Source organism: Roseomonas gilardii (assembly GCF_001941945.1).
In the GTDB taxonomy this organism is placed as follows: domain Bacteria; phylum Pseudomonadota; class Alphaproteobacteria; order Acetobacterales; family Acetobacteraceae; genus Roseomonas.
Genome location: NZ_CP015583.1, coordinates 3,227,747 through 3,252,107 on the forward strand (window position 1 = coordinate 3,227,747; position 24,361 = coordinate 3,252,107).

Sequence of the window (24,361 nt, forward strand, 5' to 3'; positions counted from 1 at the left end):
CGGCCCTTCGCAACACCGCCGGAACGGCACGCCTGCCCGCCCCGCGGCGGCGGCATGGCCGGGGCGGCCCCGCGCTCAGGGCGGCGGGGCGGCGCAGGCCACCGGGCGGAACTCCACCCGCCGATCCAGCAGGTCGCTGGCATCGTCCGCGCCGCTGCCGATGATCGGCTCGCTGGCCCCGGCGCCCCGGCCGGCCAGCCGGCCGTCCAGGCCCGGCTGCAGGGCGATCAGGCGGTCCCGCACCCGCTCCGCCCGCTGCCGCGACAGGCGCAGATTGGCCTCGGCCGACCCGCTGGGGCTGGCATGGCCGATCACCTCCAGGCAGCCCGGCCCGACCACGGCCTGACGGGCGATCTCGCGCAGCCACATCTCATAGGCGCCACTCACCGCCGGATCGCGCCAGAACTCCACCGAGCCCGGCCGGAAGACGAAGCGCACCGACAGCCGCCCGCTGGCCAGGCCCAGCTTGACCAGGCCCCGGAAGGCGGCCTCCGCCCCCAGCGGCTGCCGCAGCGCCCGGTTGGCCAGATAGAGGCCGTTATAGACCCGGGTCTGCTCGCCCCCCGGCAGGCGGCTCGCCTCCTCATAAGCCGCCAGCGCCGCCCGGTAGCGCCCGGCCTCATAGGCGCGGATGCCGTCGTTCACCAACGCGGCCACCCGGAGCTGGCGCAGGTATTCCAGGTCGATCGGGTCGCCGATGCGGCTGGCGACGGTGCGGGCATAGCCTTCCGCCCCTTGTTCCGGCACCCAGGCGGGGCTGTTGCGGAAGAAGGGCGTGGGGCGGAGGTTCACCCCGTCCGTCCAGGTCCAGACCTCGGCCTGCGACACGATGCGGCCACTGCGCAGGTCGCCGATCACTGCCCGGATGCGGTAGCTGCCGGCCCTGCCGCCCTCCGCTTCCGGAACCGGCGCCAAGGTGCCGAGCAGCACCAGGGGCTCGCGAGCCAGGCCCGCCGCCCCGAAGGGCAGGAGCTCGATCTGCGGGTAGGAACGCCGGAGTTGCGCGGCGATCTGCGCCTCGATCGGGCGCGTGGCCTCCACCGGCATGCCGCTGCCCTGGTCGATCCAGGGGTCCACCACCATCGGATAGCGCCCACCCGCATCCGGCGTCCCGAGCTGGGCATTGGCCAACAGGGAGACGGTGAGGGCTGAAACCGCCCGGCCGAAGGGCAGGGCGATCCGCGCCGGCCCGGCGGGTGGCGCGGCGGGGGGCGCAGTGGCGCAGCCCGACAGCCAGGGAAGCGCCATCACCAGCATCAGCGCCAGAAGGGCGGCGCGGCGCCCCTCAGCCCGGGCAGCGGTCACGCAGGAAGCTCCGATCGGCAAAACTCAGCCCCTCCCCCAATTGCCCGCGCAGGATGATCGAACGGCAACGCGCCGGGTTCGCCGCGGCGGAGCGCAGGCTGGCCGGCTCGGCGCGCAGGGATCGCGGCACGAGCTTCGCCACCCGTCCGGCCCCTTTCTCCACGGATGGGGCTACAAATGGGGCCACTGGCGGCGGCAGGGGCAGCGCCGCCGGATCATCCGGGCCCGGCGCCGCCCGTGGCGGTTCCCCGGAGGGTTCCGCGGATGCCCGGCTCTCCGGAGAAGAATCCGCGAGGGTTGGTGACGCCGGGGCGGCCAAGGCCGCGGGGGCGGCCTCCCCGGTGCCGGCTCCCGGTTCCCCGCCCGGCGTCCCCGCCGTATCCCCGGTCGCGGAGAAGCCGGAAAGCGCCGGCGTCACCATCGCCGTCCGGAAGGGCTGCGCGCCGTCCGGAAGCCCCGTCACCGGTTCCGCCGGCGTCGCGGCGGCCAGCGGGGGCGCATCGGCGCCCGCCTCGATCCCGGCACGGCGCCGCTCGATCCGGGCCAGCCGGTCCAGGGACTGACCCCGCAGCGCGCTCAGCATCTCCAGCCGCCGCGCCGCGGCGCCATCCGCCGTCCGGGCCTCCCCATAGGGACGCAGCACCGACAGCACCCCGTCCAGCATCCGGTCCATGGCCTGGTCGATCTGCGCGAGCCCTTCGCGAAGCTGCACGGCCTCCCGCTCCAGGCCCGGCAGGGAATCGGGCAGAGGCGCGTCGGCGGGCGGCAGGGCGGGAAGCGGCACGGCCCGGTCCATGGCAGGATCCCGGGCCGGCGCGGACCCATGCGATGGGGGCCCGGGTGGCGTGGCCGGTTCCAGGAAATCCGTGAAGCCCGCCAGGACCAGGGCAAGCAGCATCGTGGCCAGCAGGCCGCCCGTCAGGATTCGCCGCATTCCTCCCGCCTCCCATGCCTCGGCCTGGGCAATCGACTGCCGGGTCGTTGCGGACCCGGCAGCAGCACCATCAGGGGAGCGGGGAATTCATGCAAATCGCCATCGGGCGATGGCGGGGACGAATGAAGCCAGGGGGCAAGCCTGGAGGCCAGCCGGGACTCAGCCCGGCCGCTCACCCGCCATGCGGGTCGTCATGCACCATGTCGAGGTCGCCGAAGCGGGTGAACTCGCCCTCGAAGAAGAGTGGGATGGTGCCGGTGGGGCCGTGACGCTGCTTGGAGATGATGAGCTCCGCCTTGTTGTGCGCGCGCTCCATGTCCTGCTGCCACTTGTCCATCGCCTCGGCGTATTTCTCCGAGTTGTCGAAGTTCAACTGCTTCGGCGCGCGCTGCGCCAGGTAGTATTCGTCACGATAGACGAACATCACGACGTCGGCATCCTGCTCGATCGAGCCGGATTCGCGCAGGTCCGAGAGCTGCGGCCGCTTGTCCTCACGCGACTCGACCTGCCGGGAAAGCTGGGACAGGGCGATCACCGGCACCGACAGCTCCTTGGCGATGGCCTTCAGCCCCTGGGTGATCTGCGAGATCTCCAGCACGCGGCTTTCCGGCCGGGAACCGGCGGCGGGCCGCATCAGCTGCAGGTAGTCCACCACGATCATGTCCAGCCCGCGCGTGCGCTTGAGCCGGCGGCAGCGGGTCCGCAGTGCGGAGATGGTGATGGCCGGCGTGTCGTCGATGAAGATCGGCAGCGCCGCCAGCTCGCGCGAGGTCTCCACGAACCGGTCGAAGTCGCGCTGCGAGATTTCGCCGCGCCGGATGCGGTCGCCCGAGATCCGCGAATTTTCCGACAGGAGGCGGGTGGCGAGCTGGTCCGCGCTCATTTCCAGCGAGAAGATCGCGACCCCGCCCTTGGGCACGGCGTTCGGGTTCTCCGCCTGAGCCTCGCGCAGGATGGCGCGGGCGGCGCCGAAGGCGATCTTGGTGGCCAGTGCCGTCTTGCCCATGGCGGGACGCCCGGCGAGGATCAGCAGGTCCGAGGGGTGCAGGCCGCCCATCTTGGCATCCACGTCGCGCAGCCCGGTGGACAGGCCGGAGACGCCGGAGCCGTTGGTGAAGGCCTTCTCCGCCATCTCCACGGCGCGGACCATGGCGCGCTCGAAGGTGACCAGCGCGCCCTCGTTGCCGCCTTCCTTGGCGAGATCGAAGAGCGCCTGCTCGGCCGCCTCAAGCTGCTCCTTGCCGTCCAGCTCAGCCTCGACCCCGAAGGCGCGGTTCACCACCACCTCGCCCAGGTCGATCAACTGCCGCCGCAGCCAGGCGTCGTGGATGACCTTGGCATATTCGCCGGCATTGATGATGCCGACCATGGCGGAAAGGAGCTGCGCCAGATAGGCCGGGCCGCCCACCTCGTCGAGCTGGCCGGAATGCTCGAACTCGGCCCGCAGCGTCACCGCGTCGGCGAGCTGCCCCGCCTCGATTCGCCGCTGGATGGAAGCATAGATCCGGCCATTCACCGGATCGGCGAAATGCTCCGGCGCGAGGAATTCCGAGACCCGCTCATAGGCCTTGTTGTTGGCCAGAAGGGCCCCCAGCAAGGCCATTTCCGCCTCCAGATTCTGCGGAGGCAGACGCTGGGACAGGCCCAGCAGGCCGCTGTTCTGGTCGAGCGCGTTCATCCCCCCAGTCTAGCCTCTTTCCACCCCCGCCGTCCTCTCCCGCTCCGCTGTGGACAAGTGTGGATTCCGGGGATGATCCACGAAACATGTTGAAATGTCTATATTTTATCCCAAAGCAAGGAGAATGGCGGGCAGCCTGGGCGAAGCCTTCCCAGCCGGCCCGGCCTCACCGGGGCGTGAACGGAAAGCGGGCCGCCCCCGACCCTCAAGGGGTCCACGCACCCGCCCCCGGATGCTAGCCCCTCCCCCATGGCTGACTTCTACCCGCTGCCGCCCCTCTTCCTCGGGATGGGGCTGCTCCTGGCACTGGCCGCCACCCCGCTCTGCCGCCCGGCGGATGCCCCGCCGGGGCAGTCCGCCAGCCGTATGCCGGCGCTGGACGGGCTGCGGGGGTTCCTCGCCCTGGCGGTCTTCTTCCACCACGCCGCCATCTATCCCCGCCTCCTGGCCGGACAGGGCTGGGGCCTGCCGCCCGCCCATGTCTATGCGGTGATGGGCAAGGGAGCGGTCGGGATGTTCTTCATCATCACCGGCTATCTCTTCTGGTCGAAGCTGCTGCGGGAGGAAGGGCGCCCCTCCTGGCTGGCCCTCTATGCCGGGCGCCTGTTCCGCATCGGGCCGCTCTACCTCGTCGCCGTCCTCGCCATGCTGGCCCTGCTCTTCGGGCGGGATGGCGGGGAGCTGCGCGAGCCCGCCTCCCAGGTCGCCGGGCAGGTGGGCGAGTGGCTGCTGCTCGGCGCCGGTAACCGGCCCGACGTGAACGCCCATGCGGGCACCAACCTGCTCACCGCCGGCGTCACCTGGACCCTGCAATACGAGTGGCTCTTCTATGCCAGCCTGCCGCTGACCGCCCTCCTGGCCCGCGCCGGGCGGCGGGAAACCTGGTTCACCCTGGCGCTGGCGCTGCTGTGCCTCGCCTGGGCCGGCGGGCATCTGGGGCCCTGGGCCGGGGCGGACGAGCCCGGCTTCGTGGCCCTCTTCCTGATCGGCATGGCCTGCGCCTCGCTGGAGGCTCGCGGCCTCGGCCGCCCGCTCTCCGGCCCCGGCACCTCTCCCTGGACCGACCGCGCCGCCTCCGTGCTGGTGGCGGGTCTGGTCGCCATCTGGTTCGGCGCTGTGCCGCTGCCGAACGATGCCATTGCCCTGGCGGTCATGGGGCTGGTCTTCTGGCTGGTCCGTTCGGGCTGCACCGTCTTCGGCCTGCTCACCCTGCGCGCCACGCGGCGCCTCGGCGATGCCAGCTACGGCATCTACCTGCTCCACGGGCTGGTGCTGGCCGTGGCCTTCGCCTTTCCCTGGGTGAAGCAGGTGGCCGCCACGCCGCTCGGCTTCTGGTCGGTGGTGATCGCCTGCGGCATCCCGCTCATCGCCCTGGCCACCCTGCTCCACGCCCTGGTGGAACAGCCCGGCATCCGCGCCGGCCGCCGGGTCGCCCGCTGGATCGGCGGCCGGCGCCTCCGGGCCGCAATGGCAGAAGGCTAAGCCAGCGCGGCTTTCAACGGCGGCGTCCCGCCCTTTGGCCGCCCGCCGGGAGAGAGGCTCCGCCTCTCCACCCGGACCCCCTGTCCGCCGGGGACCGAAGCCGGTCCCCGGACCCCGGGCTTGAGTGGGCTCCCGTGGCAGCCGTCAGCCTGCCATCCGATCCCCGGGAAGCAGGTGGAGAGGTGGGGCACCCGGAAAAGGAAAGACACCCTGTCCGCACTCGCGGCACCGGCAGTCCGCCGGAGAGCCATGCTCTCCGGCGCGATCAGGCCAACAACAGGGGCCAGCAAACGGGGTCCAGGGCGCGCAGCGTCCTGGCGGATAGGGGGTCCGGGGCGAAAGGCAGCGCCTTTCCCCCGGGACGCGGAACCACGGCGGCCAGGGAAAGCCGCCTGCGGCATCAGGCCAGTTGCGCCCTGGTGTCCGCGGGCATCGGCTGGTGCTCCGCCTCGTACATGTAGTCCCGCGACAGCGGCAGGGCATCGACGCTGCGGGTGAGCTGGAGCTGCCAGTTCATGTGCCCCATCCGCCGGAAGGCGAGTTCGGAGCCGACGAGGTAGAACTCGAACATGCGGCAGAAGCGTTCGTCATAGAGGGACTGGATCGTGTCCCGGTTCGCGGCGAAGCGGCGGCGCCAGTGGGCCAGCGTCTTGGCATAGTGCAGGCGCAGGATCTCGATATCCGTGGCCCAGAGCTTCTCCTTCTCCACCGCCGCCATCACTTCGCTCAGGGCAGGCGAGTAGCCGCCGGGGAAGATGTACTTGGCGATCCAGGGATTGGTGGAACCCGGCCCGTCGGCCCGGCCGATCGCGTGGATCAGCGCGGCGCCATCCTCCTTCAGGATCTCGCGCACCTTGCGGAAGAAGGTGCGGTAGTGGCCGACGCCCACATGCTCGAACATTCCCACCGAGACGATCCTGTCCATCGGCCGGTTCCAGGCGCGATAGTCCATCAGCTCGAAGCGGACGCGGTCGGAAAGACCGGCCTCCTCGGCCCGCTTGCGCGCCTCCGCCAGCTGCTCGGTGGACAGGGTCAGCCCGGTCACCTGGGCACCGTATTCCTTCGCCAGGGTCAGGGCCATGCCGCCCCAGCCGCAGCCGATGTCCAGCACCTCCAGATCCGGCCGGTCCAGCTTCAGCTTGGAGGCGATATGGCGCTTCTTGAGGAGCTGCGCCTCTTCCAGCGTCTCGTCCCCGTTCGGGAAATAGGCGCAGGAGTACTGCCGGTCGCGGTCCAGGAAGAGGCTGTAGAGCCGCCCGTCGAGATCGTAGTGGTGGGCGACGTTGCGGCGGGAGCGTCCGACGGGGTTGAGCTGGTCGAAACGGCGGCGCAGCCACCGGACCCGTTCCAGCACCATCTCGGCCCCCGGCGGGGTCTCGATGTAGTTCATGGCCAGCACGTCCATCAGCTCGAAGAGGCTGCAGTCCGCGGGCTCGATCTGCCCGTCCATGAAGGACTCGCCGACACCCAGGCCCGGGTTCAGCACGATGCGGCGGATCGCCGCCATGTCATTGATCCGCATCCCGGCCTCGGGGCCGGGCTCGTGCCCCTGGAAGACCGTGGTCCGGCTTCCCGGCTCGTGCAGTACCAGACGTCCCCGCCTGATCATCCGCGACAGCATTGCATGCAGCATCGCCGCATATCCTCCGCTGGCATGTGTACCGATGGCGGAAGCTGGAGGCGCCGAGGCGTGGCTGTCCAGCACCCGGTTGCATAGGGCCACGGCACCACTGTCGCATGAAAGGCACGATGAGATAAATTTAATGCAACATGCAGGCTAACTATTTCTGCATCGTAAGTTTAACGCTCTGTTTCATGACGTATTTTCGTCAGGAAACATGAAAAACCCCGCCGCCGGAGGGTCCGGGACGGGGCTTCCTGCACACGCAAACATGAAAATGGCGGCGTTGCCGCCGCCATTCCCGCCCAAAGGGACTCCAGTGCCCGCCCATGGGCGGTTCCCTGGGCAGTTGCGCTTGGGGCCGTTACTCGCGCGCGGCGCCCAGCTCGGACAGCTCGGCGGCCAGCTCGGCCTCCAGGCTCTCCTCTTCGGCCTGCTGCTCGGCATGCAGGTCCTCGCCGCGGGCCTGCTTGTCGGCCTCTTCCACGGTGCGGGCGACATTCACCGTCACCGGGAAATCGACCTCCGGGTGCAGGGCGACATGCACGATATGCAGGCCGGTGTCCTTGATCGGGTGCTGCAGCAGCACCTGATCACGGCCCAGCGTCAGGCCGGCATCCTTGCAGGCATCGGCGATGTCGCGGGAGGTGACGGAACCGTAGAGGTTGCCGCCCTCGCCCGCCTGGCGGATCAGGGTGACGGAGAGCCCGTCCATGCGCTCGGCGACGCGCTCCGCCTCCTCGCGCCGCTTGAGGTTCTGGGCCTCAAGCTGCGAGCGCTCCTCGTCGAAGCGCTTCAGGTTGGCGGCATTGGCGCGGATCGCCTTGCCCTGGGGGAGCAGGTAGTTGCGGGCATAGCCCGGGCGGACGGTCACGCGCTCGCCCATCTGGCCGAGATGCGGGACCCGCTGCATCAGGATGACTTCGATCATCGGGTTTGTTCTTTCAGGATTGAGGGGGCTTGCGCCCGAACTGTTCGAACAGGCCGAGGCCGACCACGAGGGCCGCGGCCGGAACGGAGAAGAGGACAAGAACGAGGTAGAAGAGCACCAGCACCGGCCCGCGCGCCCGCGTGTGCACGGCCGCCAGCCCCTGCAGGAACAGGGGCGTCAGCAGCGTCACCGCGACCACGCTGGCCATCAGCCCCGGCGAGAACCAGGCGGCGGCCAGTGCCGCCACCGGCAGCACCGGGTACCAGGCCGGCAGCCGGGCCGAGGACCAGGCGGGGGCCGGGCGCAGCGCCAGACGCCGACGGGACAGCCAGGCCTGGGCGCCGATGCCGCAGAGCATCAGCGGCAGGGCCAACGCCGCGCTCGCGCCGGCGATGCCCAGCCGCACCAGCGCCGCGATGGTGGCGTCGTCCGCCGTCAGCGCGGCCTCCTGCAGCACCGGCTTGATCTGGTCCGCGATCGCCTGCTCCAGCACCTCTCCGGTGACGAGGAGGGAGGCGACGCCGGTGATCGCCGGCCAGATGCCCAGCAGCGCCAGGGGCAGCGACAGGTCCAGCCGGTCCGGCCGGCGCAGCGCGGCGGCGAGGATGGTCAGCGCCGGCAGCGCCGCCACCAGCAGGAAGACCACCGCACCGTGGAAACCCACCACCAGGAACAGCGCCAGCGCGCCCAGGGTCGCCCCCAGGCCCGCGGCGAACTGCCCCAGCGAGAGCCCCACCAGGAAGAGCGGCAGCGAGGACGCCCAGAGCAGCAGCGAGCCGAGCGGCAGGCCGCGGAAAGCCCACAGGCAGGCGGCCGCGCAGGCAAAGCCCGCCGCGCCGCCCGCCAGGATCCGCGGGTCGTTCAGGACGCCAGCCGTGGGGCGCATCGCCGCCACCTTCTCCTATCCCGTTCCGTTCTCTGTTCCGCGCCGTCCGTCAGTCGTTGATGACGTAGGGCAGCAGCGCCAGGAAGCGGGCGCGCTTGATGGCGTTCGCCAGCTCGCGCTGCTTCTTGGCGGAAACCGCCGTGATGCGGGAGGGCACGATCTTGCCGCGCTCGCTCAGGAAGCGGCTCAGCAGGCGCACGTCCTTGTAGTCGATCTTCGGCGCGTTCGGGCCGGAGAAGGGGCAGGACTTGCGGCGCCGATAGAACGGACGGCGGGCGCCGACGGCCGGACGGCGGGCGGCGGGCGTCATGTCGGTGTTCGTGTCGGACATCGTGTCTTACTCCTCGCCCTGCGGCTGCTCGATCTCGTCGCGCGGACGCGCGCGGAATTCCTCACGGTCGTCGCGGTCGCGACGGCCCGAGGAGAAGCGGCCGGCCGGGCGCGGGCCACGGAAGCCACGGTCACGCTCGCGGTCCTCGCCACGGCGGGCCAGGATGGCGGAGGGCTCGTCCGTGATCTCTTCCACGCGCAGCGTCATGTGGCGCAGCACGTCCTCGTTCAGGCCGAGCTGGCGCGCGACCTCCTGCTCGACGGCGGGGGCGCAGTCGAGGCCGAGGAGCATGTAGTGCCCCTTGCGGTTCTTCTTGATGCGGTAGGCGAGGCCACGCAGGCCCCAGTACTCGCGCTTCTTCACCTCGCCGCCAGCTTCGGTCAGGATCGCGGTGACCTGGTCGGCCACGGCCTCGACCTGCTGCTGCGTGAGCTCGTTACGTGCGATCAGCACGGTTTCATAAAGCGGCATGAACTCTCCCTGCGGATGTCTCAGCCTGGGGCCGTCATGGCGGGATGCCATGGGCGCGAACAGGCATAGCCGGGCGCGATGCCTCACGCCCGGCAGGGTGCGGCGCGTTTAGACGGGATTGCCGGGGAAGGGAAGCACTATCGACGGAGGGGCCGGTGCGGCGGTCCTGGCATGCTCCCTTCCTTCCACCATCGGGAGGAGGCTCCGGAGGAAGGGGCCGCCTGGCGGAACCCGCGCTGCCGGAAGCCCCGCGGCGTGCGGTACGTCACATCACGACGCGAGGAAGCGACACATCATGCCCAAACCGAAACAAACGAACAGGAGGAAATTTTCCCATGGCCAAGAAATGTGGATGCTCGACGCCCTCGCGGGACGTGAATGCCAAGACGCTGGCGGCCCGGGCGATGAAGCTCGCCCTGTCGCTTCCGGACGACGTCACCTGCCAGAAGAGCTTCACGCCGCCGGAGGCGGAGTTCCTGTCCGCCCTCCGGGACCTCGCCGCGGATTACAGTCTCGCGGCGCAATGGACGGAGAGCGAAGCCCGCTCGCACTACGAGGCCATGCGCTTCGCCGATGCCGCGATGGGATATGCCTTCGCGGCGCGCGTCAATAATGGCAGCGGCGGTGACTCTCCCTCCTGCACGTCAAGATGCGTGACGGAGAAGGACAATTGCCGCACCGGCTGCGACAACGACGCGGATGCGGGCTATTTCTGCTACTTCGACTGCCGGCTGGCCTATATGGCCTGCCTCGCGGGCTGCGTCCGGGGCGGCACCTCGGGTGGCAACGGACCGGTGATCGCCTGAGGCGACGGCCGGCATGCCGTGATGGTCCCGCCCCTCTCCCCAATGGACTGGAAGGGGCGGACTTCGCCTCGCCGGCGGCCCTTCGGCCGCCGGCACGGCACCGTCAGCCGTGTGGCTTGAACACGACCTTGACGCAGTTGTCCTTCTTCTCGCGGAAGGTGTCGTAGAGGCCTGGCCCATCTTCCAGGCTCGTGGAGCGATGGGTGATGATGAAGGAGGGGTCGATCTCGCCCTTCCGGATCCGCTCCAGCAGGGGCTTCATGTAGCGGTGCATGTGGGTCTGGCCCGTCCTCATGGTCAGCCCCTTGTTCATGAAGGCCCCCATGGCCACCGGGTCGAAGCCGACATAGACCCCGGGCACGGACACGATGCCCCCCGGCCGGCAGGCCAGGATCGCCTGGTTCAGCGCGAAGGCACGCTCCATGCTGAAGGTCTTGCTCATCACCGCCGAGGTGACCTTCTGCACCAGCGTGTCGGCCCCGTGGCTCTCCATGCCGACCGCCTCGATCACCGCGTCCGGCCCGAGCCCCTTGGTGAGCTCCAGGATGCTCTCCTGCACCTTGCCCTCGGCGTAGTCGATCACCTCGGCCCCGGCCTCCCGCGCCATGGCCAAGCGTTCCGGCACCGTGTCGATGGCGATCACCCGCGCCGCGCCCAGCAGGAAGCACGACTTGATGGTGAGGATGCCGACCGGGCCGCAGCCCCAGACGGCGATGGTCTCGCCACCTTTGATGTCGCAGTGGTCGGCGGCCATGTAGGCGGTGGGGAAGATGTCGGACAGGAAGAGCACCTGCTCATCCGACAGCTCCTCCGGCACCTTCAGATGGGTCACGTCGGCATAGGGGATGCGGAGATACTCCGCCTGCCCGCCCGGGAAACCTCCGGTGATATGCGAGTAGCCGAAAAGCCCGGCGGTGGCGTAGCCGAACTGCTCCGCCTGCATCTTGCCGTTGGGGTTGGTGCGCTCGCAGAGGCTCCAGTTGCCCCATTGGCACTGCCGGCAGGCGCCGCAGCAGATGGTGAAGGGCACCACGATCCGGTCGCCGACCTTCAGCGCCGTGTTGTCCCGGCCGACCTCGACCACCTCGCCCATGCATTCATGGCCGAGCACGTCGCCCTTCTCCATGGTCGGGACATAGCCGCCCATGAGATGGAGGTCGGAGCCGCAGATGGCGCAGGCCGTCACCTTGATGATGGCGTCACGTCCGTCCTGGATCTGCGGATCGGGCACCGTCTCGCAGCGGATGGTGCCGCGACCCTGCCAGGTGAGCGCTTTCATGGTTGACCCTTCCCGACGGACATGGATCAGCCAGAAACGCGACGGGCGACACGCTGTTGCGTGCCGCCCGATCAAGCTACCCGTGAAAACAAGGCCCTGGACGTTATAACATCGCCCCCGGCCCGGCCGGGGGTCAGGCCGCGACGGCCTGCCGCACCGCCGCCAGCGCCTCGTTGGCCTTGCCGGCCTCCGGCCCGCCCGCCTGCGCCATGTCGGGCCGCCCGCCGCCGCCCTTGCCGCCCACGGCGGCGGAGGCGGCGCGCACCAGCGCCACGGCATCGGCCCGGCCCTTCGCGGCCTCGCCGACGCCGACCACGATGCTGGCCTTGCCCTCAGCGGTGGAGACCAGCGCCACCACATCCGCCGTGCCGCCCTTCAGGATCGCGTCGGCGATGCCCTTGAGGTCCTTGGCCGGGGTGTCGCCCAGCTCCCGCAACGCAAGGCGGAGACCGTTCACCTCCTCCACCTCGGCGGCGGCCCCGCCGGTGGCCAGCTTCTTGCGCAGCTCGGCCACGTCGCGCTCCAGCTTGCGGCGCTCCTCCAGCAGGGCGGCGACGCGGACCGGAACCTCGGCGGTGGTGGACTTCAGGGCGGCGGCTGCCTCGCGCAGCGTGCGCTCGGCGCCCTCCACCAGGGTCAGGGCGGACTGGCCGGTCACCGCCTCGATGCGGCGGACGCCAGCGGAAACGGCGCCCTCGGAAACGATCTTGAACAGGCCGATATCGCCGGTGCGGGCGACATGCGTGCCGCCGCAGAGCTCCAGCGAATAGACGCCGTGCTTCTCGGTGGCGGCGGGGTCCTCGCCCATGCCGACCACGCGGACCTCGTCGCCGTATTTCTCGCCGAACAGCGCTATGGCGCCGGCCTCGACCGCCGCCTCGGGGGTCATCAGCCGGGTGGTGACGGCGGTGTTCTGGCGGATGCGGGCATTCACCTCGCCCTCGACCCAGGCGAGGTCCTCGGGCGTCATCGGCGTGGGCTGGGAGACGTCGAAGCGCAGCCGGTCCGGCGCGTTCAGCGAGCCCTTCTGCGCCACATGCGTGCCCAGGCGGCGGCGCAGCGCCTCGTGCAGCAGATGCGTCGCGGAATGGTGGGCGCGGATCTCGCCGCGGCGGGCGTGGTCCACCTCGGCCTGCACCGCCTGGCCGGGCTTCGCCTCGCCATGGGCGACGGTGCCGAGATGCACGAAGAGGCCCAGCTTCTTTTGCGTGTCGCGCACCACGATGCGCGCGCCGTCGGCGGCGGTGATCAGGCCGGTGTCGCCGACCTGGCCGCCGCTCTCGGCATAGAAGGGGGTCTGGTTCAGGATCACCGCGACCTCGGTGCCGGCGGGGGCGGCATCCACCACCTTGCCGTCCGCGACCACGGCCAGGATCTCCGCCTCGGCACTCTCGGTGGAATAGCCAAGGAACTCGCTGGCGCCGATCTGCTCCTTCAGATCGAACCAGAGCGTCTCGGTGGCGGCCTCGCCGGAGCCGGCCCAGGCGGCGCGGGCGCGGCGCTTCTGCTCGGCCATGGCGGCCTCGAAGCCCGCGACATCCACCGGGCGGCCCTCGGCGCGCAGGGCGTCCTGCGTCAGGTCCAGCGGGAAGCCAAAGGTGTCGTAGAGGCGGAAGGCGACCTCGCCCGGCAGGGGCTGGCCCTCGCCCAGCCGGCCCGTCTCCTCGGCCAGCAGGCCCAGGCCGCGGTCCAGCAGGGTGCGGAAGCGCGTCTCCTCCAGCCGGAAGGTCTCCTCGATCAGCGGCTGGGCGCGCACCAGCTCCGGATAGGCGGCGCCCATCTGGCGCACCAGCACCGGCACCAGCTTGGCCAGCAGCGGCTCGCGCGAGCCCATCATCTGGGCATGGCGCATGGCGCGGCGGAGGATGCGGCGGAGGACGTAGCCGCGCCCCTCGTTGGAGGGCAGCACGCCGTCGGCGATCAGGAAGGAGCCGGAGCGGAGATGGTCCGCCACCACGCGGTGGCTGGCCTTGAAGGGGCCGTCCGCCGCCTGCCCCACCAGCTCGGCGCTGGCGGCGATCAGGGCGCGGAAGGTGTCCGTGTCGTAGTTGTCATGGACGCCCTGCAGGATCGCGGCGAAGCGCTCCAGCCCCATGCCCGTGTCGATCGAAGGGCGCGGCAGCGGCGCGCGCACGCCCGGCGGCCCTTCCTCGTACTGCATGAAGACGAGGTTCCAGATCTCGATGAACCGGTCGCCATCCTCGTCCGGCGAACCCGGCGGGCCGCCGGGGATCTTGTCGCCGTGGTCGTAGAAGATCTCGGAACAGGGGCCGCAGGGGCCGGTGTCGCCCATGCGCCAGAAATTGTCGCTGGTCGGGATGCGGATGATCCGCTGGTCCGGCAGGCCCGCGATCTTCCGCCACAGCGCCGCCGCGTCCTCGTCCTCGGAATAGACGGTGACGAGCAGCTTCTCCTTCGGAAGAGCGAAGTCCTTCGTCAGCAGGGTCCAGGCATGGGTGATCGCCTGTTCCTTGAAATAGTCGCCGAAGGAGAAGTTCCCCAGCATTTCGAAGAAGGTATGATGCCGGGCGGTATAGCCGACATTGTCCAGGTCGTTGTGCTTGCCGCCGGCGCGCACGCATTTCTGCGCCGTGGTCGCCGTGGAATAGGGCCGGCGCTCCTGCCCCGTGAAGACGTTCTTGAACTGGACCATGCCGCTGTTGGTGAACATCAGCGTCGGGTCGTTGCGCGGCACGAGCGGCGAGCTCTCGACCACCTGGTGCCCGTTGCGGGCGAAGTAGTCCAGGAAGGTGGCGCGGATGTCGTTGCTGCTGGTCATCGGCCGGCGCTGGTCTTCTCGGGCAGGGAATGGAACCCCTGCGGCATAGCGCGGCACGGCGCCCGGCGCAAAGGGGCGGCCGCTTTTCCCCGCCACGGCCCCGCCCGCGCACCGCGCCTCCCCGTCCGGAGGCGCGCCGGAAACCCCCTCCCGGATCGGGCCGTGCAGCCCCTCGCGCATGGGGGCACCCTCCGCCAGCGGGGGGGGGAACGGGCCGGAAGCGGGGGTGACAGTGCCGCCCGGCTGTCGGATGATCGCCGCAGCAACGCCCCCGGCCCGGCCTCTCCCAGGCCCGGAAGCAAGAGGGCGGCGGGAGAAGACATCCATGCCCCATCCGACCCGGCGCCTCCTGGGTGCCGCCGCCCTGGCCGCCCTTCCGGCCCTCGCCCTGCCCGGCCGGCCCGCGCTGGCGCAGGCAAAGCCGGCCACGCCCTGGCCCGAGCGGACGACCCGCATCGTCGTGCCCTTCCCCCCGGCCGGCACCACCGACATCCTGGCGCGCATCCTGGCCGACCGGCTCGGCCCCAGGCTCGGCGTGGCGGTGGTGGTCGAGAACCGGGCGGGCGCCGCCGGGGTGATCGGCAGCGAGGCCGTGGTGCGCGCCGAGCCGGACGGCACCACCCTGCTGATGACCACGATCGGCACGGGCGCCATCAACTACGCCCTCTACGGCAAGACGCTGACCTTCAAGCCGCAGGACCTCGTCGCCGTCTCCAACATGGCGAAGCTGCCGAACGTCATCATGGTGCCCGCCACCTCGCCCATCAGGACGCTGGCCGACTTCGTGGCGGCGGCGAAGAAGAGCCCGGGCATGACCTTCGCCAGTTCCGGCAACGGCACCAGCCTGCACCTGACCGGGGAGCTGCTGAAGCTGGAGGCCGGGATCGACCTGACCCATGTGCCCTATCGCGGCGCCGGGCCGATGATCACCGACGCCATCGCCGGTCGGGTGGACATGGCGGTGGACAACCTCCCCTCCTCGCTGGGCCATATCAAGGATGGCCGGCTGCGCGCGCTGGCCGTCACCAGCGCCGAGCGCAGCCCGGCCCTGCCGGACGTGCCCACAACCACCGAGGCGGGACAGCCGGGCGTGCAGGCCCTGGCCTGGTTCGGCATCCAGGCCCCGGCCCGGATGGCGCGCCCGCTGGTGGACCGTCTGGCCACGGAGATCCGTGCCGTGCTGGCCGAGCCGGCCACCATCGCCAAGGTGCGGGAACAGGGCGCCGAGCCGGTGGGCGACACGCCGGCGGAGTTCGAGGCCTTCATCGCCTCCGAGATCACGCGCTGGGGCGAGGTCGTGCGGAGGGCCAAGGTGACGGTGGACTGAGCCCGATGCCCATGCCGAGGGAACGTGTCCTGGTCACCGGCGGCGCCTCCGGGATCGGGCGTGCGGTGGCGGAACGCTGCCGCGAGGACGGCTACGAGCCGGTGGTGATCGACATCGAGGGCGCGGAAGGGGACGGCATCCTGCGCGCCGACCTGTCCGACCCGGCGCAGACCGCCCGGGCGCTGGAACAGGCGCTGCGGGCCGGGCCGATCACCCGGCTGGTGAACAATGTCGGCGTGGTCCTGCCCGGGCCGGTGGAGGAGCAGGACCTCACCACCCTGGACCGCGCCGTGGCGCTGAACCTGCGCTGCGCCCTGCAATGCCTGCAGGCGCTGCTGCCGGGGATGAAGGAGGCCGGCTTCGGCCGGGTGGTGAACGTCTCCTCCCGCGCCGCGCTCGGCAAGGAATGGCGCAGCGCCTATGCCGCGACCAAGGCCGGGCTGATCGGCATGACGCGGGTCTGGGCGCTGGAGCTCGGCCCGCGGGGGATCACCGCCAACGCGGTCGGCCCCGGCCCGATCCGCACCGCGCTGTTCGACCGCGCCAACCCGCCCGGCAGCGAGCGGACCCGCGCCATCACCGAGAACATCCCCGTCCGCCGCATGGGCCGGCCGGAGGACGTGGCGCAGGCCGTGTCCTTTCTGCTCGACGCGCGCAGCGGCTTCGTGACCGGGCAGGTGCTCTATGTCTGCGGCGGCATGACGGCGGGCGCGGCGGGGGTCTGACCCCGCCCGCCCCGGGCGCAGATCTCCCGCAGCACCACGGCGTTGTTGTGGGCCACGTCCCGCGCCCCGAAGAGCAGCGTGACCTGCCGGTGCCGCGCCACCTCGGCCAGCAGGCTTTCCAGGGCGGAGCTGCCGCGGAGCTCCGCCCGGTAGCGGGTGCGGAACTCCGTCCAGCGGTCCGGGTCGTGCCCGAACCACTGGCGCAGCCCATTGCTGGGCGCGACTTCCTTCAGCCACAGGTCGATCCAGGCTCCGTCGCGCCGCAGCCCGCGCGGCCAGAGACGGTCCACCAGGATGCGGAACCCGTCCGCCTCCTCCGGCGGATCATAGGCCCGCCGGATCCGGACCTCCGGCGCGGCCCGGCGCCCCGTCATGCCGGAACCTCCGCCAGCGCTTCCGGGGAACCATCCCCCGGCGTGCCCTCCATCCCCAGCCTCTGCCGCAGCACGGGGGCGGTCGGGCCCAGCAGGTCGCGCAGCGTCCGCCCGTCCAGCACCGCCATGAAGGCGCCCAGGGCCTCGGCCAGCGCGCCCTGGAGGCGGCAGGCCCCCGAGATGGCGCAACCCACGCCCGGCAGCGGCGTGCCGTCCGGGGCGAAGCAGGTGACCAGGGCCAGGTCCTCCTCCGTCGCCCGCACCACGTCGCCGATGCGGATCTCTTCCGGCGGACGGGCCAGGCGCAGCCCGCCGCCCCGCCCACGCAGCGTCTCCACGAAGCCCGCCTGGCCCATCCGGTGCACCACCTTGGTCAGGTGGTTCTCGGAGATCCTGTAGGCCTTCGCGATCTCGGCGATGGAGGCCAGCCGCTGCGGCCGCAGACCCAGGAAGATCAGCGTGCGCAGCGCGTAGTCGGAATGGAGGGTCAGGCGCATGGATAAGATGTATTCTCTTTACATCTTTTTGCCAGGGAATTATAAGGTGCATATCGAATGCATCTTATGGAGCTGGCGATGCCCAGGCCCCTCGGCGAGAACACCATCCGCATCGTGAAGGCGACTGTGCCTGCGCTGGAAGCGCACGGCCTAGCCATCACCCGGCGCATGTACGAGCGGATGTTCCAGAACCCGGAGATCCGCGACCTGTTCAACCAGTCGCACCATGGCGAGACGGGCTCCCAGCCCCGCGCCCTGGCGGCGGCGGTGCTGGCCTATGCGCAGAACATCGACAATCTGGGCGTGCTCGGCCATGCGGTGGAACGCATCGCGCAGAAGCATGTCGGGCTGAACATCCTGCCTGAGCACTACCCGCATGTGGCGACCTCGCTGCTCGGCGCCATCCAGGACGTGCTGGGCGAGGCGGCGACGCCGGAGATCCTGGCCGCCTGGGGCGAGGCCTATTGGTTCCTGGCGGAGCTGCTGATCGGGCGCGAGGCCGAGATCTACCGCGACCAGGCCATGGCGCCCGGCGGCTGGAGCGGCTGGCGCGACTTCCGCGTCGCCGAGAAGCGGGAGGAGAGCGGGATCGTCACCTCCTTCGTGCTGGAGCCGGTGGATGGTGCCCCGGTGGTGCGGCACCGTCCCGGCCAGTACCTGACCTTCTGGCTCGACCTGCCGGGCCAGCATCCGCTGAAGCGGAACTACAGCATCTCCTCCGCCCCCGACGACCGGCGCTACCGGATCAGCGTCAAGCGCGAGCCGATGGGCGTGGTGTCCAACTGGCTGCACGACGTGGTCCAGGCGGGCACGGTGCTGAAGGTGGGTGTGCCGGCCGGCGAGTTCTTCCTGGAAACCCGCCGGCAGGAGCGCCCGGTGGTGCTGCTGAGCGGCGGCGTCGGGCTGACGCCGATGCTGAGCATGCTGGAAAGCATCGCGGCGGAACGGCCGGATCTGGAGGCGCACTACGTCCACGGCACGCGCAACGGCGGCACCCACGCCATGGGCGCCCGCACGCGGGAGCTGGCGGCCGGAAACCCGCGCATCCATGTCACCAACTTCTACGAAGCGCCGCGTTCCCATGACGTCGCCGGCCGTGACTACGATGTGGCCGGCTGCATCAGCCCGGAATGGCTCCTCGCCAACACTCCGGCGCGGGAGGCGGACATCTTCCTTTGCGGCCCACGTCCCTTCCTGCGCCTCTTCGTGAACGGGCTGGCCCAGGCCGGCGTGCCGGCGGACCGCATCCACTACGAGTTCTTCGGCCCGGCCGACGAGCTCCTGGCCGCCTGAGGTCCGGCCCCTTCCCCACGGACGGCCGTTCCCGCGTTCCGCTCCGTGGCATCCCACCGGGGGAGAGGCCCTGCCTCTCACCCCGGACCCCCACTCCGCCGGGGACCGAAGCCGGTCCCCGGACCCCAGGCTTCGGTTGTCGCTGATGGTAATCGTCAGCCTGACGCCCGATCCCTGGGAACAGGCGGAACCGTGGGGCTCCCGAGCAGAGAAAAACACCCTGTCCGCGCTCGTGGCACCGGCAGTTCGCCGGAGAGCGATGCTCTCCGGCGCGATCAGGCGCCGACGGGGGCCAACTCATCGGGTCCAGGGCGCGCAGCGTCCTGGCGGATGGGGGGACCGGGGGTGAAGGCAGAGCTTTCCCCCCGGGACAGAGCAACGCCGAGGGTTCAGGACCAGGCGTCCTTCAGCCGGTAGTACGCACCGACGAGGGGCATGAACCAAGGCGGGCCGAAATGCCCGGGGACTGGCTTCCAGTCCAGGCCACGCAGGGGGTTGGCCTGTGGCTCCCCGGACATGACGCGGGCCATCTGCTGGCCCATATGCACCGACATCTGGGTGCCATGGCCGCTGTAGCCCATGGCGTAGAACAGCCCGTCCTGCTCGCCCGCGCGGGGCAGGCGGTCGGCAGTGAGATCGACGACGCCGCCCCAGCAGTAATCGATGCGAGGCCGGCCGAGTTGCGGGAAGGTGCGGTGCAGCCCCGCCTGCAGCACCCGGCCGCTCTTCGTGTCGGAACTGGGCGAGGACAGCGCGAAGCGCGCCCGCCCGCCCCAGATCAACCGGTTGTCGGGCGAGATGCGGAAGTAGTTTCCGACATTCCGGGTGGTCGTGGCGGTGCGGCGCGTCGGCATGATGGAAGCGATCTGCACCGTCTCCAACGGTTCGGTGGCGATGATGAAACTGCCGATCGGGATCACGCGCCGGCGGAAGAAGAAGGGCATCCGCGGGCTGTAGCCGGTGGCGAGCAGCACCTGCGCGGCCTCCAGCGTGCCGCGCGGCGTCGCGATGCGGTGCGCCGTGCCGTTCAGCCGCTTCAACGCGGTCATCGGCGCGTCCTCGAAGATCACGGCGCCATGGCGCTTCGCCGCATCCGCCAGCCCCGCGCCGAAACGGCCCATGTGCATCTGCGCGCTCTTCCGGTAGAGCAGGCCGCCGAAGAAGGCGTCGGAGCCGACCTCCTCGCGGATGCGATCGCGCGGCACCAGCGCCGTCTCGGCATCCACCTCGCGGTTCAGCAGGTCGAAGCCGCGGGCGATGGAGTCGTAGTGCGCCGGCCTGGCCGCCAGCTTGATCTTGCCACCACGGCGGAAGTCGCAGGCGATCTGTTCCTCCCGCACGATGCGCTCCACCGTGTCCACCGCATCGTCATAGGCGCGGTACAGCGCCCGCGCCGCTTCCAGCCCCAGCCGCGCGGCCAGGCCACCGATGTCGTGCGCGGTACCGTTGTTCACATGGCCGCCGTTGCGGCCCGAGGCCTGCCCGGCGACCTTCCCGGCCTCCAGCACCACCACGCGTGCGCCGCGTTGCGCCAGAGCCAGCGCGGCGGAGAGCCCGGTGAAGCCGCCGCCGATCACGGCCACATCCGCCCGGCCCTCCACCGGCCCCCCGGCCGCTCCGGCGAAGGGGGTGGCGGTGTCCTGCCAATAGGACAGGAGCTTCATCGCCCGGCCCCCGCGCCGCCACGGGCACGGCCCGCTTCGCCGGCCCGCCATCGCCTGGACCGGTTCCCTGCCTGTTCCACCGGGCTCGCACTCCTGCCATCCGGATCCGCGCCGTGACACCCGCGGGCGGCGAATCGCCCTGACCGCCATGCCAGAAATGTGCCGGAATTCCTCGCCCACGCCATGCGGCATGGGAAGGGCCACCGGGCTTTGCTTTCCCAGGGCACGCTCCCAGATGCCGTTGCGGGACACGATCGCGAGCCACGCCCCCGTGCCCAGGCAGGAGGACACGCGCCATGACGCTCCATGATTCCCGCAAGCCCCCCGGACCGGACCATCCCATCGCCATCGAGCCCAACCCGAAGAGGGTGCAGGTCCGCTTCGCCGGGCGGGTGATCGCCGACAGCCGCCAGGCCCTGGTGCTGCGCGAGGCCAGCTATCCGCCGGTGCAGTATGTGCCGCGCGGCGACGTGGACATGGCGGCGCTGGAACGCAGCCGCCACGCGACCACCTGTCCCTACAAGGGCGAGGCCAGCTACTTCACCCTGAATCACGCCGGACAGCGGGCCGAGAACGCCGTCTGGAGCTACGAACACCCTCATCCGGCCGTGGCCGCCATCGCGGGGCACCTCGCCTTCTACCCCGATCGCGTGGAGAGCATCGAGGAAAGCTGAGGCCGCGCCGCCTATCCCGCCGCGCCGGCCGTGTTCCCCTGGCCCCGCCCCGGTGCCCAGACATCGTCCGGCGCGGACCAGAGATCCTTCTGCCGCGCCGCCTCCGCCACCTCGGCGGCCAGGATGTCGAGGATCGCCTCGCCCTTCTCCGCCGTGCCGGCGCGCGGGTCGCCGATCGTCCCGGTGACGGGCGCGCGTTCGGAGAAGCTCCAGAAGCGGCTGTAGCCCGGGCGGCCCGCCACGGCGGGCGGGGCCTGCCGCACCGCCTCCTCCAGCCGGTCGCGGCGCACCAGATCTGGCGTCATGGCCAGCATCAGCGAGGTCTCGGCCTCGCAGGCATGGTGCACCCCGTCCTGGCGTTCCAGCAGCGGGCGGATCGCCGCCTGCGCCGCGGCCCAGGGCGTGCTGGCCACCACGGCGAGGCCGAACTCATGCGCCAGTTCCCGTGCTGCCACCGCCAGCGGGTCGATGTTGCCGCCATGGCCATTGACGATCAGCAGGCGGCGGAAGCCCAGCGCCCGCAGGCTGCGCGTGACGCCGCGCAGCACGCCGTGGAACTCCGCGAAATTCAGGCTGATCGTGCCGCCGAAGGGCAGGTGGTGCTCGCTCATCCCCGTCCACATGCCCGGCAGGACCAGGGCGGGCGGTGCGCCGTCGAGCAGCCGGGCGGCGCGGATGGAGACTTCGCTGGCGCTGCGGGTGTCGGTGATCACCGGCAGATGCGGCCCATGCTGTTCCAGCGATCCCACGGGCAGGATCGCCAGGGCCTCCGCCTGTGCGGCCACCGCCCGGATCTCCGGCCCCGTGAGCCGCGCCCATTCCACTTCGCGCATCGTCATCCCCCCTCGGTCCTGGAAAGGGCGGATCGTGTCCCGCCAAGGCGGCCGGGACAAGCGGGCCGTGGCCTGGGCCTTCCGCCGGCAGTCGGCGATGGCTAGCCTGCCGGGATGAAGCGGAGCGTGCCGGCCCGGCGCGTCGGCCTGCCGGTGTCGTTCGTGTGGTTGATGCCATCCATGACCGGCACCTCGGGGAAATCGAACGGGCTCACCCCGTCCAGGCAGGCCACGTTCACGGCATACAGGTTCTGGTCGGACCGCCGTTGGTGATGCGTGTAGATTCCGCAGCGCGAACAGAAGAAATGCTGCGCCGATCCGGTGTGGAAGCGGTAGCTGGTCAGGGCATCCTCGCCCCGCAGCATCCTGATCCCACCCATTTCCGCCATGACGACGACGGCACCCCGCATCCGGCAGTAGGAGCAGGTGCAGCGGCGGATCGAATGGAAGCCGTCGCTGAGCGTCGCCTCGAAGCGCACCGCGCCGCAATGGCACTGGCCGGCCCGGATGTTCGCATCGTCCACCATGCCGCCTGTCTCTCCTGTCCAGATCGCTTCCATGCCCCGCCCCCGGCGGGAAACCGGGGACGCCTTCGGGGGGCCCGGACCCTAGCGCGGCGAGATGTCCATCGCCCGCGTCATCTCGTCGGCGCGCGGCGTGTGCTTCAGGGTGTCGCGCATGGCCCAGACATTGACCTGCGTGTGCAGCGGGATCCAGGCGATGTCCTTCGCCGCGACGCGCGTGGCCTCCTGCCACAGCGATTCACGCTTCTCGTCATCCACCGTGACCAGCGCCTGTTCCACCAGCCCGTCGAACTGCGGGTTGGAATAGAGCGCCTGGTTCACCGTGCCCCAGCCGCGGCTGAGGTCGCGCGTGCCGAGCAGGCCGCGCATGCCGGCGGAGGGTTCTCCGGTGCTGTTGCTCCAGCCGCCGAGCGTCACCGAGAAGTCCCGACGCGCGCTGCGCTGGGCGTTCACGGCGAAGGGCACCGTGTCCACCTGGGTCTTCACGCCGATGCGCGACCACATCTGCCCGACGGTCTGCGCGATCTGCGCGTCGTTCACGTAGCGGTCGTTGGAGGAGTTGAGCGTGATGCCGAGGCCGTTGGGGAAGCCGGCTTCCGCCAGCAGGGCCTTCGCCCGTGCCGGGTCATAGGGCGGCGCCTTGATATCCTGCGCGTAGCCATAGGCGCCGGGGGGCATGAACTGCCCGGTGGGCAGCGCCGCGCCGGACATGATGCGCTCCGCGATGCCCTGGCGGTTGATGGCGATGCTCAGCGCCTCCCGCACCCGGTGGTCGAGCAGCGGGTTCTTGTCCAGCTTCTCACCGTTCGGGCCGGTCACATAGGGGCTGGGGCCATCGGTGCGGAAATCCGTCCGCAGGTAGATCGAGCGCAGGCTCGTGGTCTCGGAGATGGCGATATGCGGCTCCTTGCGGACCCGCGTGATGTCGGAGGTCGGCACCGCGTCGATGAACTGCACGTCGCCCGCCTGCAGCGCGGCCACGCGGGCGCCGTCGTTCGGGATGAAGCGGTAGTTCACCTTGGCCCAGTGCGGCTTCCGGCCCCAGTAATCCTCGTTGCGGACGAAGACCGCCCGGTTGCCGCTCTGGTAGCTCTCCAGCCGGAAGGGGCCGGTGCCGATGGCGTTCCGGCCGTTGTTGAAGTCGCCGGTGGAGGGATTCGGCCCCAGCCCGTGCCAGATGATGGCGACCTGCGACATGTCGGTGACCATCAGCGGGTTCACCGCATGGGTGTGGAAGCGGACCGTGTGCGGATCGACGATCTCCACCCGCGCGATGGGCTTGGTATAGATCGCGTAGGAGCCGGGGCTGTTCACCACGTTCGGCACGCGCTCGATGGTATAGGCCACGTCCTCGGCGGTGAAGTCCTGCCCGTTGTGCCACTTCACCCCGCGCCGCAGCCGGAACTCCCAGGTCTTGTCGTCGATCGCCTTCCAGGATTCCGCCAGCGCGGGCACCGGCTTGCCCTCCGGCGTGCGGTCCACCAGCTGCTCGAAGATGTGCGAGCCGAGCGCGAAATTCGGCGTCAGCGTGTGGTAGTGCGGGTCCACCGAGGTCGGGGGCGCCGAGACGGCCATGTCGAGCATGGTCCCCCCACCCTGCCTGCCGGCCTGGCCGCCCGTCTGGGCGAGGGCACGCCGCGCCGGCAGCAGGGCGCCACCGGCCAGCATGGTCAGGAGCAGCTTGGCTGCGTCCCGTCGCGGAGTCGGAAACATCGGCGGATCTCCCGGTCGCGGAAGGCGTGCCGGGCCCCTGCCCGTCCGCCCTTCCGCCTTTGCCATGCCGCGTGCTGTCGTCCTGCCTGCCGGTCCCCTGCTCTCGTGGCGGAAATCCGGCGCGGGGGGAGTGCAGCAACCCAGCGCCGGATCGTCAACCATCCACCGCAGACGAAAAAGGGCCGCATCCTGCGCGGATGCGGCCCCTTTCCGGTGCTGCGGCGCGGGACGCGC

At 70.7% G+C, this 24,361-nt stretch carries 22 protein-coding genes; 6 read left to right on the forward strand and 16 right to left on the reverse strand.

Annotation, left to right across the window (positions count from 1 at the left end):
• Nucleotides 1-75 precede the first annotated feature (75 nt).
• The 3 genes from RGI145_RS14855 to RGI145_RS14865 form a co-directional block, all read right to left on the reverse strand.
• Complete coding sequence (locus tag RGI145_RS14855; RefSeq protein ID WP_083670781.1) at nt 76-1,305, reverse strand: OmpA family protein; 1,230 nt, start codon at nt 1,303-1,305, stop codon at nt 76-78.
• Nucleotides 1,286-2,239 (reverse strand): hypothetical protein, encoded by a 954-nt coding sequence (locus tag RGI145_RS14860; protein WP_075798952.1) that lies wholly within the window; start codon nt 2,237-2,239, stop codon nt 1,286-1,288. The genes RGI145_RS14855 and RGI145_RS14860 overlap by 20 nt, the downstream gene beginning before the upstream one ends.
• 172 nt (nt 2,240-2,411) lie before the next feature.
• Entirely contained in the window at nt 2,412-3,917 is a 1,506-nt protein-coding gene (locus RGI145_RS14865; RefSeq protein ID WP_075798953.1) for a replicative DNA helicase, read from the reverse strand.
• A 249-nt stretch (nt 3,918-4,166) separates the two neighbouring features.
• Here RGI145_RS14865 and RGI145_RS14870 point away from each other — a divergent pair, with 249 nt between their 5' ends.
• Nucleotides 4,167-5,399 (forward strand): acyltransferase family protein, encoded by a 1,233-nt coding sequence (locus RGI145_RS14870; RefSeq protein WP_075798954.1) that lies wholly within the window; start codon nt 4,167-4,169, stop codon nt 5,397-5,399.
• Nucleotides 5,400-5,799: 400 nt separating this feature from the next.
• Here RGI145_RS14870 and RGI145_RS14875 read toward each other — a convergent pair whose 3' ends face one another.
• The 5 genes from RGI145_RS14875 to rpsF form a co-directional block, all read right to left on the reverse strand.
• Nucleotides 5,800-7,032: an SAM-dependent methyltransferase gene (locus RGI145_RS14875; protein WP_075798955.1), complete on the reverse strand. Its 1,233-nt coding sequence runs from the start codon at nt 7,030-7,032 to the stop codon at nt 5,800-5,802.
• Between the two features lie 352 nt (nt 7,033-7,384).
• On the reverse strand, nt 7,385-7,951 hold the full coding sequence (rplI, locus tag RGI145_RS14880; RefSeq protein WP_075798956.1) for a 50S ribosomal protein L9: 567 nt from the start codon (nt 7,949-7,951) through the stop codon (nt 7,385-7,387).
• Nucleotides 7,952-7,964: 13 nt separating this feature from the next.
• Nucleotides 7,965-8,837, reverse strand: a complete 873-nt coding sequence (locus RGI145_RS14885; RefSeq protein ID WP_075798957.1) for a hypothetical protein — start codon at nt 8,835-8,837, stop codon at nt 7,965-7,967.
• Nucleotides 8,838-8,886: 49 nt separating this feature from the next.
• On the reverse strand, nt 8,887-9,168 hold the full coding sequence (gene rpsR / locus RGI145_RS14890; protein WP_019461272.1) for a 30S ribosomal protein S18: 282 nt from the start codon (nt 9,166-9,168) through the stop codon (nt 8,887-8,889).
• A 6-nt stretch (nt 9,169-9,174) separates the two neighbouring features.
• Entirely contained in the window at nt 9,175-9,639 is a 465-nt protein-coding gene (gene rpsF, locus RGI145_RS14895) for a 30S ribosomal protein S6 (protein ID WP_027297127.1), read from the reverse strand.
• Between the two features lie 335 nt (nt 9,640-9,974).
• On the opposite strand from rpsF, the gene RGI145_RS14900 reads away from it, so the two are divergent.
• Nucleotides 9,975-10,445, forward strand: coding sequence for a hypothetical protein (locus tag RGI145_RS14900; protein ID WP_075798958.1), 471 nt, complete (start codon nt 9,975-9,977; stop codon nt 10,443-10,445).
• Nucleotides 10,446-10,548: 103 nt separating this feature from the next.
• Here the strand turns inward: RGI145_RS14900 and RGI145_RS14905 are convergent, their stop codons facing one another.
• Nucleotides 10,549-11,724, reverse strand: a complete 1,176-nt coding sequence (locus RGI145_RS14905) for a zinc-dependent alcohol dehydrogenase (protein WP_075798959.1) — start codon at nt 11,722-11,724, stop codon at nt 10,549-10,551.
• A 133-nt stretch (nt 11,725-11,857) separates the two neighbouring features.
• A complete protein-coding gene (alaS, locus tag RGI145_RS14910; RefSeq protein ID WP_075798960.1) occupies nt 11,858-14,503 on the reverse strand; it encodes an alanine--tRNA ligase in 2,646 nt (881 codons plus the stop codon).
• 325 nt (nt 14,504-14,828) lie between these two features.
• Here alaS and RGI145_RS14915 point away from each other — a divergent pair, with 325 nt between their 5' ends.
• Nucleotides 14,829-15,830, forward strand: a complete 1,002-nt coding sequence (locus RGI145_RS14915; RefSeq protein WP_075798961.1) for a Bug family tripartite tricarboxylate transporter substrate binding protein — start codon at nt 14,829-14,831, stop codon at nt 15,828-15,830.
• Between the two features lie 11 nt (nt 15,831-15,841).
• Complete coding sequence (locus RGI145_RS14920; RefSeq protein WP_075800097.1) at nt 15,842-16,555, forward strand: SDR family oxidoreductase; 714 nt, start codon at nt 15,842-15,844, stop codon at nt 16,553-16,555.
• On the opposite strand, the gene RGI145_RS14925 is transcribed toward RGI145_RS14920, so the two are convergent.
• Both RGI145_RS14925 and RGI145_RS14930 read right to left on the reverse strand, forming a co-directional pair.
• The gene (locus RGI145_RS14925; RefSeq protein ID WP_075798962.1) at nt 16,513-16,929 is read right to left on the reverse strand and encodes a DUF488 domain-containing protein; all 417 of its coding nucleotides are present in this window, start codon (nt 16,927-16,929) and stop codon (nt 16,513-16,515) included. The two genes, RGI145_RS14920 and RGI145_RS14925, sit on opposite strands and share 43 nt — an antisense overlap.
• The gene (locus RGI145_RS14930; RefSeq protein ID WP_075798963.1) at nt 16,926-17,426 is read right to left on the reverse strand and encodes an Rrf2 family transcriptional regulator; all 501 of its coding nucleotides are present in this window, start codon (nt 17,424-17,426) and stop codon (nt 16,926-16,928) included. The genes RGI145_RS14925 and RGI145_RS14930 overlap by 4 nt, the downstream gene beginning before the upstream one ends.
• Before the next feature lie 78 nt (nt 17,427-17,504).
• On the opposite strand from RGI145_RS14930, the gene hmpA reads away from it, so the two are divergent.
• A complete protein-coding gene (gene hmpA, locus RGI145_RS14935; protein WP_075800098.1) occupies nt 17,505-18,719 on the forward strand; it encodes an NO-inducible flavohemoprotein in 1,215 nt (404 codons plus the stop codon).
• Between the two features lie 389 nt (nt 18,720-19,108).
• On the opposite strand, the gene RGI145_RS14940 is transcribed toward hmpA, so the two are convergent.
• A complete protein-coding gene (locus tag RGI145_RS14940; RefSeq protein ID WP_075798964.1) occupies nt 19,109-20,383 on the reverse strand; it encodes an NAD(P)/FAD-dependent oxidoreductase in 1,275 nt (424 codons plus the stop codon).
• Nucleotides 20,384-20,679: 296 nt separating this feature from the next.
• Between RGI145_RS14940 and RGI145_RS14945 the strand changes: the two genes are divergently transcribed.
• Complete coding sequence (locus tag RGI145_RS14945) at nt 20,680-21,057, forward strand: DUF427 domain-containing protein (protein WP_075798965.1); 378 nt, start codon at nt 20,680-20,682, stop codon at nt 21,055-21,057.
• 11 nt (nt 21,058-21,068) lie between these two features.
• Here the strand turns inward: RGI145_RS14945 and RGI145_RS14950 are convergent, their stop codons facing one another.
• The 3 genes from RGI145_RS14950 to RGI145_RS14960 form a co-directional block, all read right to left on the reverse strand.
• Nucleotides 21,069-21,896 carry a creatininase family protein gene (locus RGI145_RS14950; RefSeq protein ID WP_237183085.1) on the reverse strand — a complete coding sequence of 276 codons (828 nt, stop codon included), beginning with the start codon at nt 21,894-21,896 and terminating at the stop codon, nt 21,069-21,071.
• A gap of 95 nt (nt 21,897-21,991) precedes the next feature.
• A complete protein-coding gene (locus tag RGI145_RS14955) occupies nt 21,992-22,417 on the reverse strand; it encodes a GFA family protein (RefSeq protein WP_075798966.1) in 426 nt (141 codons plus the stop codon).
• Nucleotides 22,418-22,498: 81 nt separating this feature from the next.
• Nucleotides 22,499-24,127, reverse strand: coding sequence for an ABC transporter substrate-binding protein (locus RGI145_RS14960; RefSeq protein ID WP_075798967.1), 1,629 nt, complete (start codon nt 24,125-24,127; stop codon nt 22,499-22,501).
• Nucleotides 24,128-24,361: the final 234 nt, after the last annotated feature.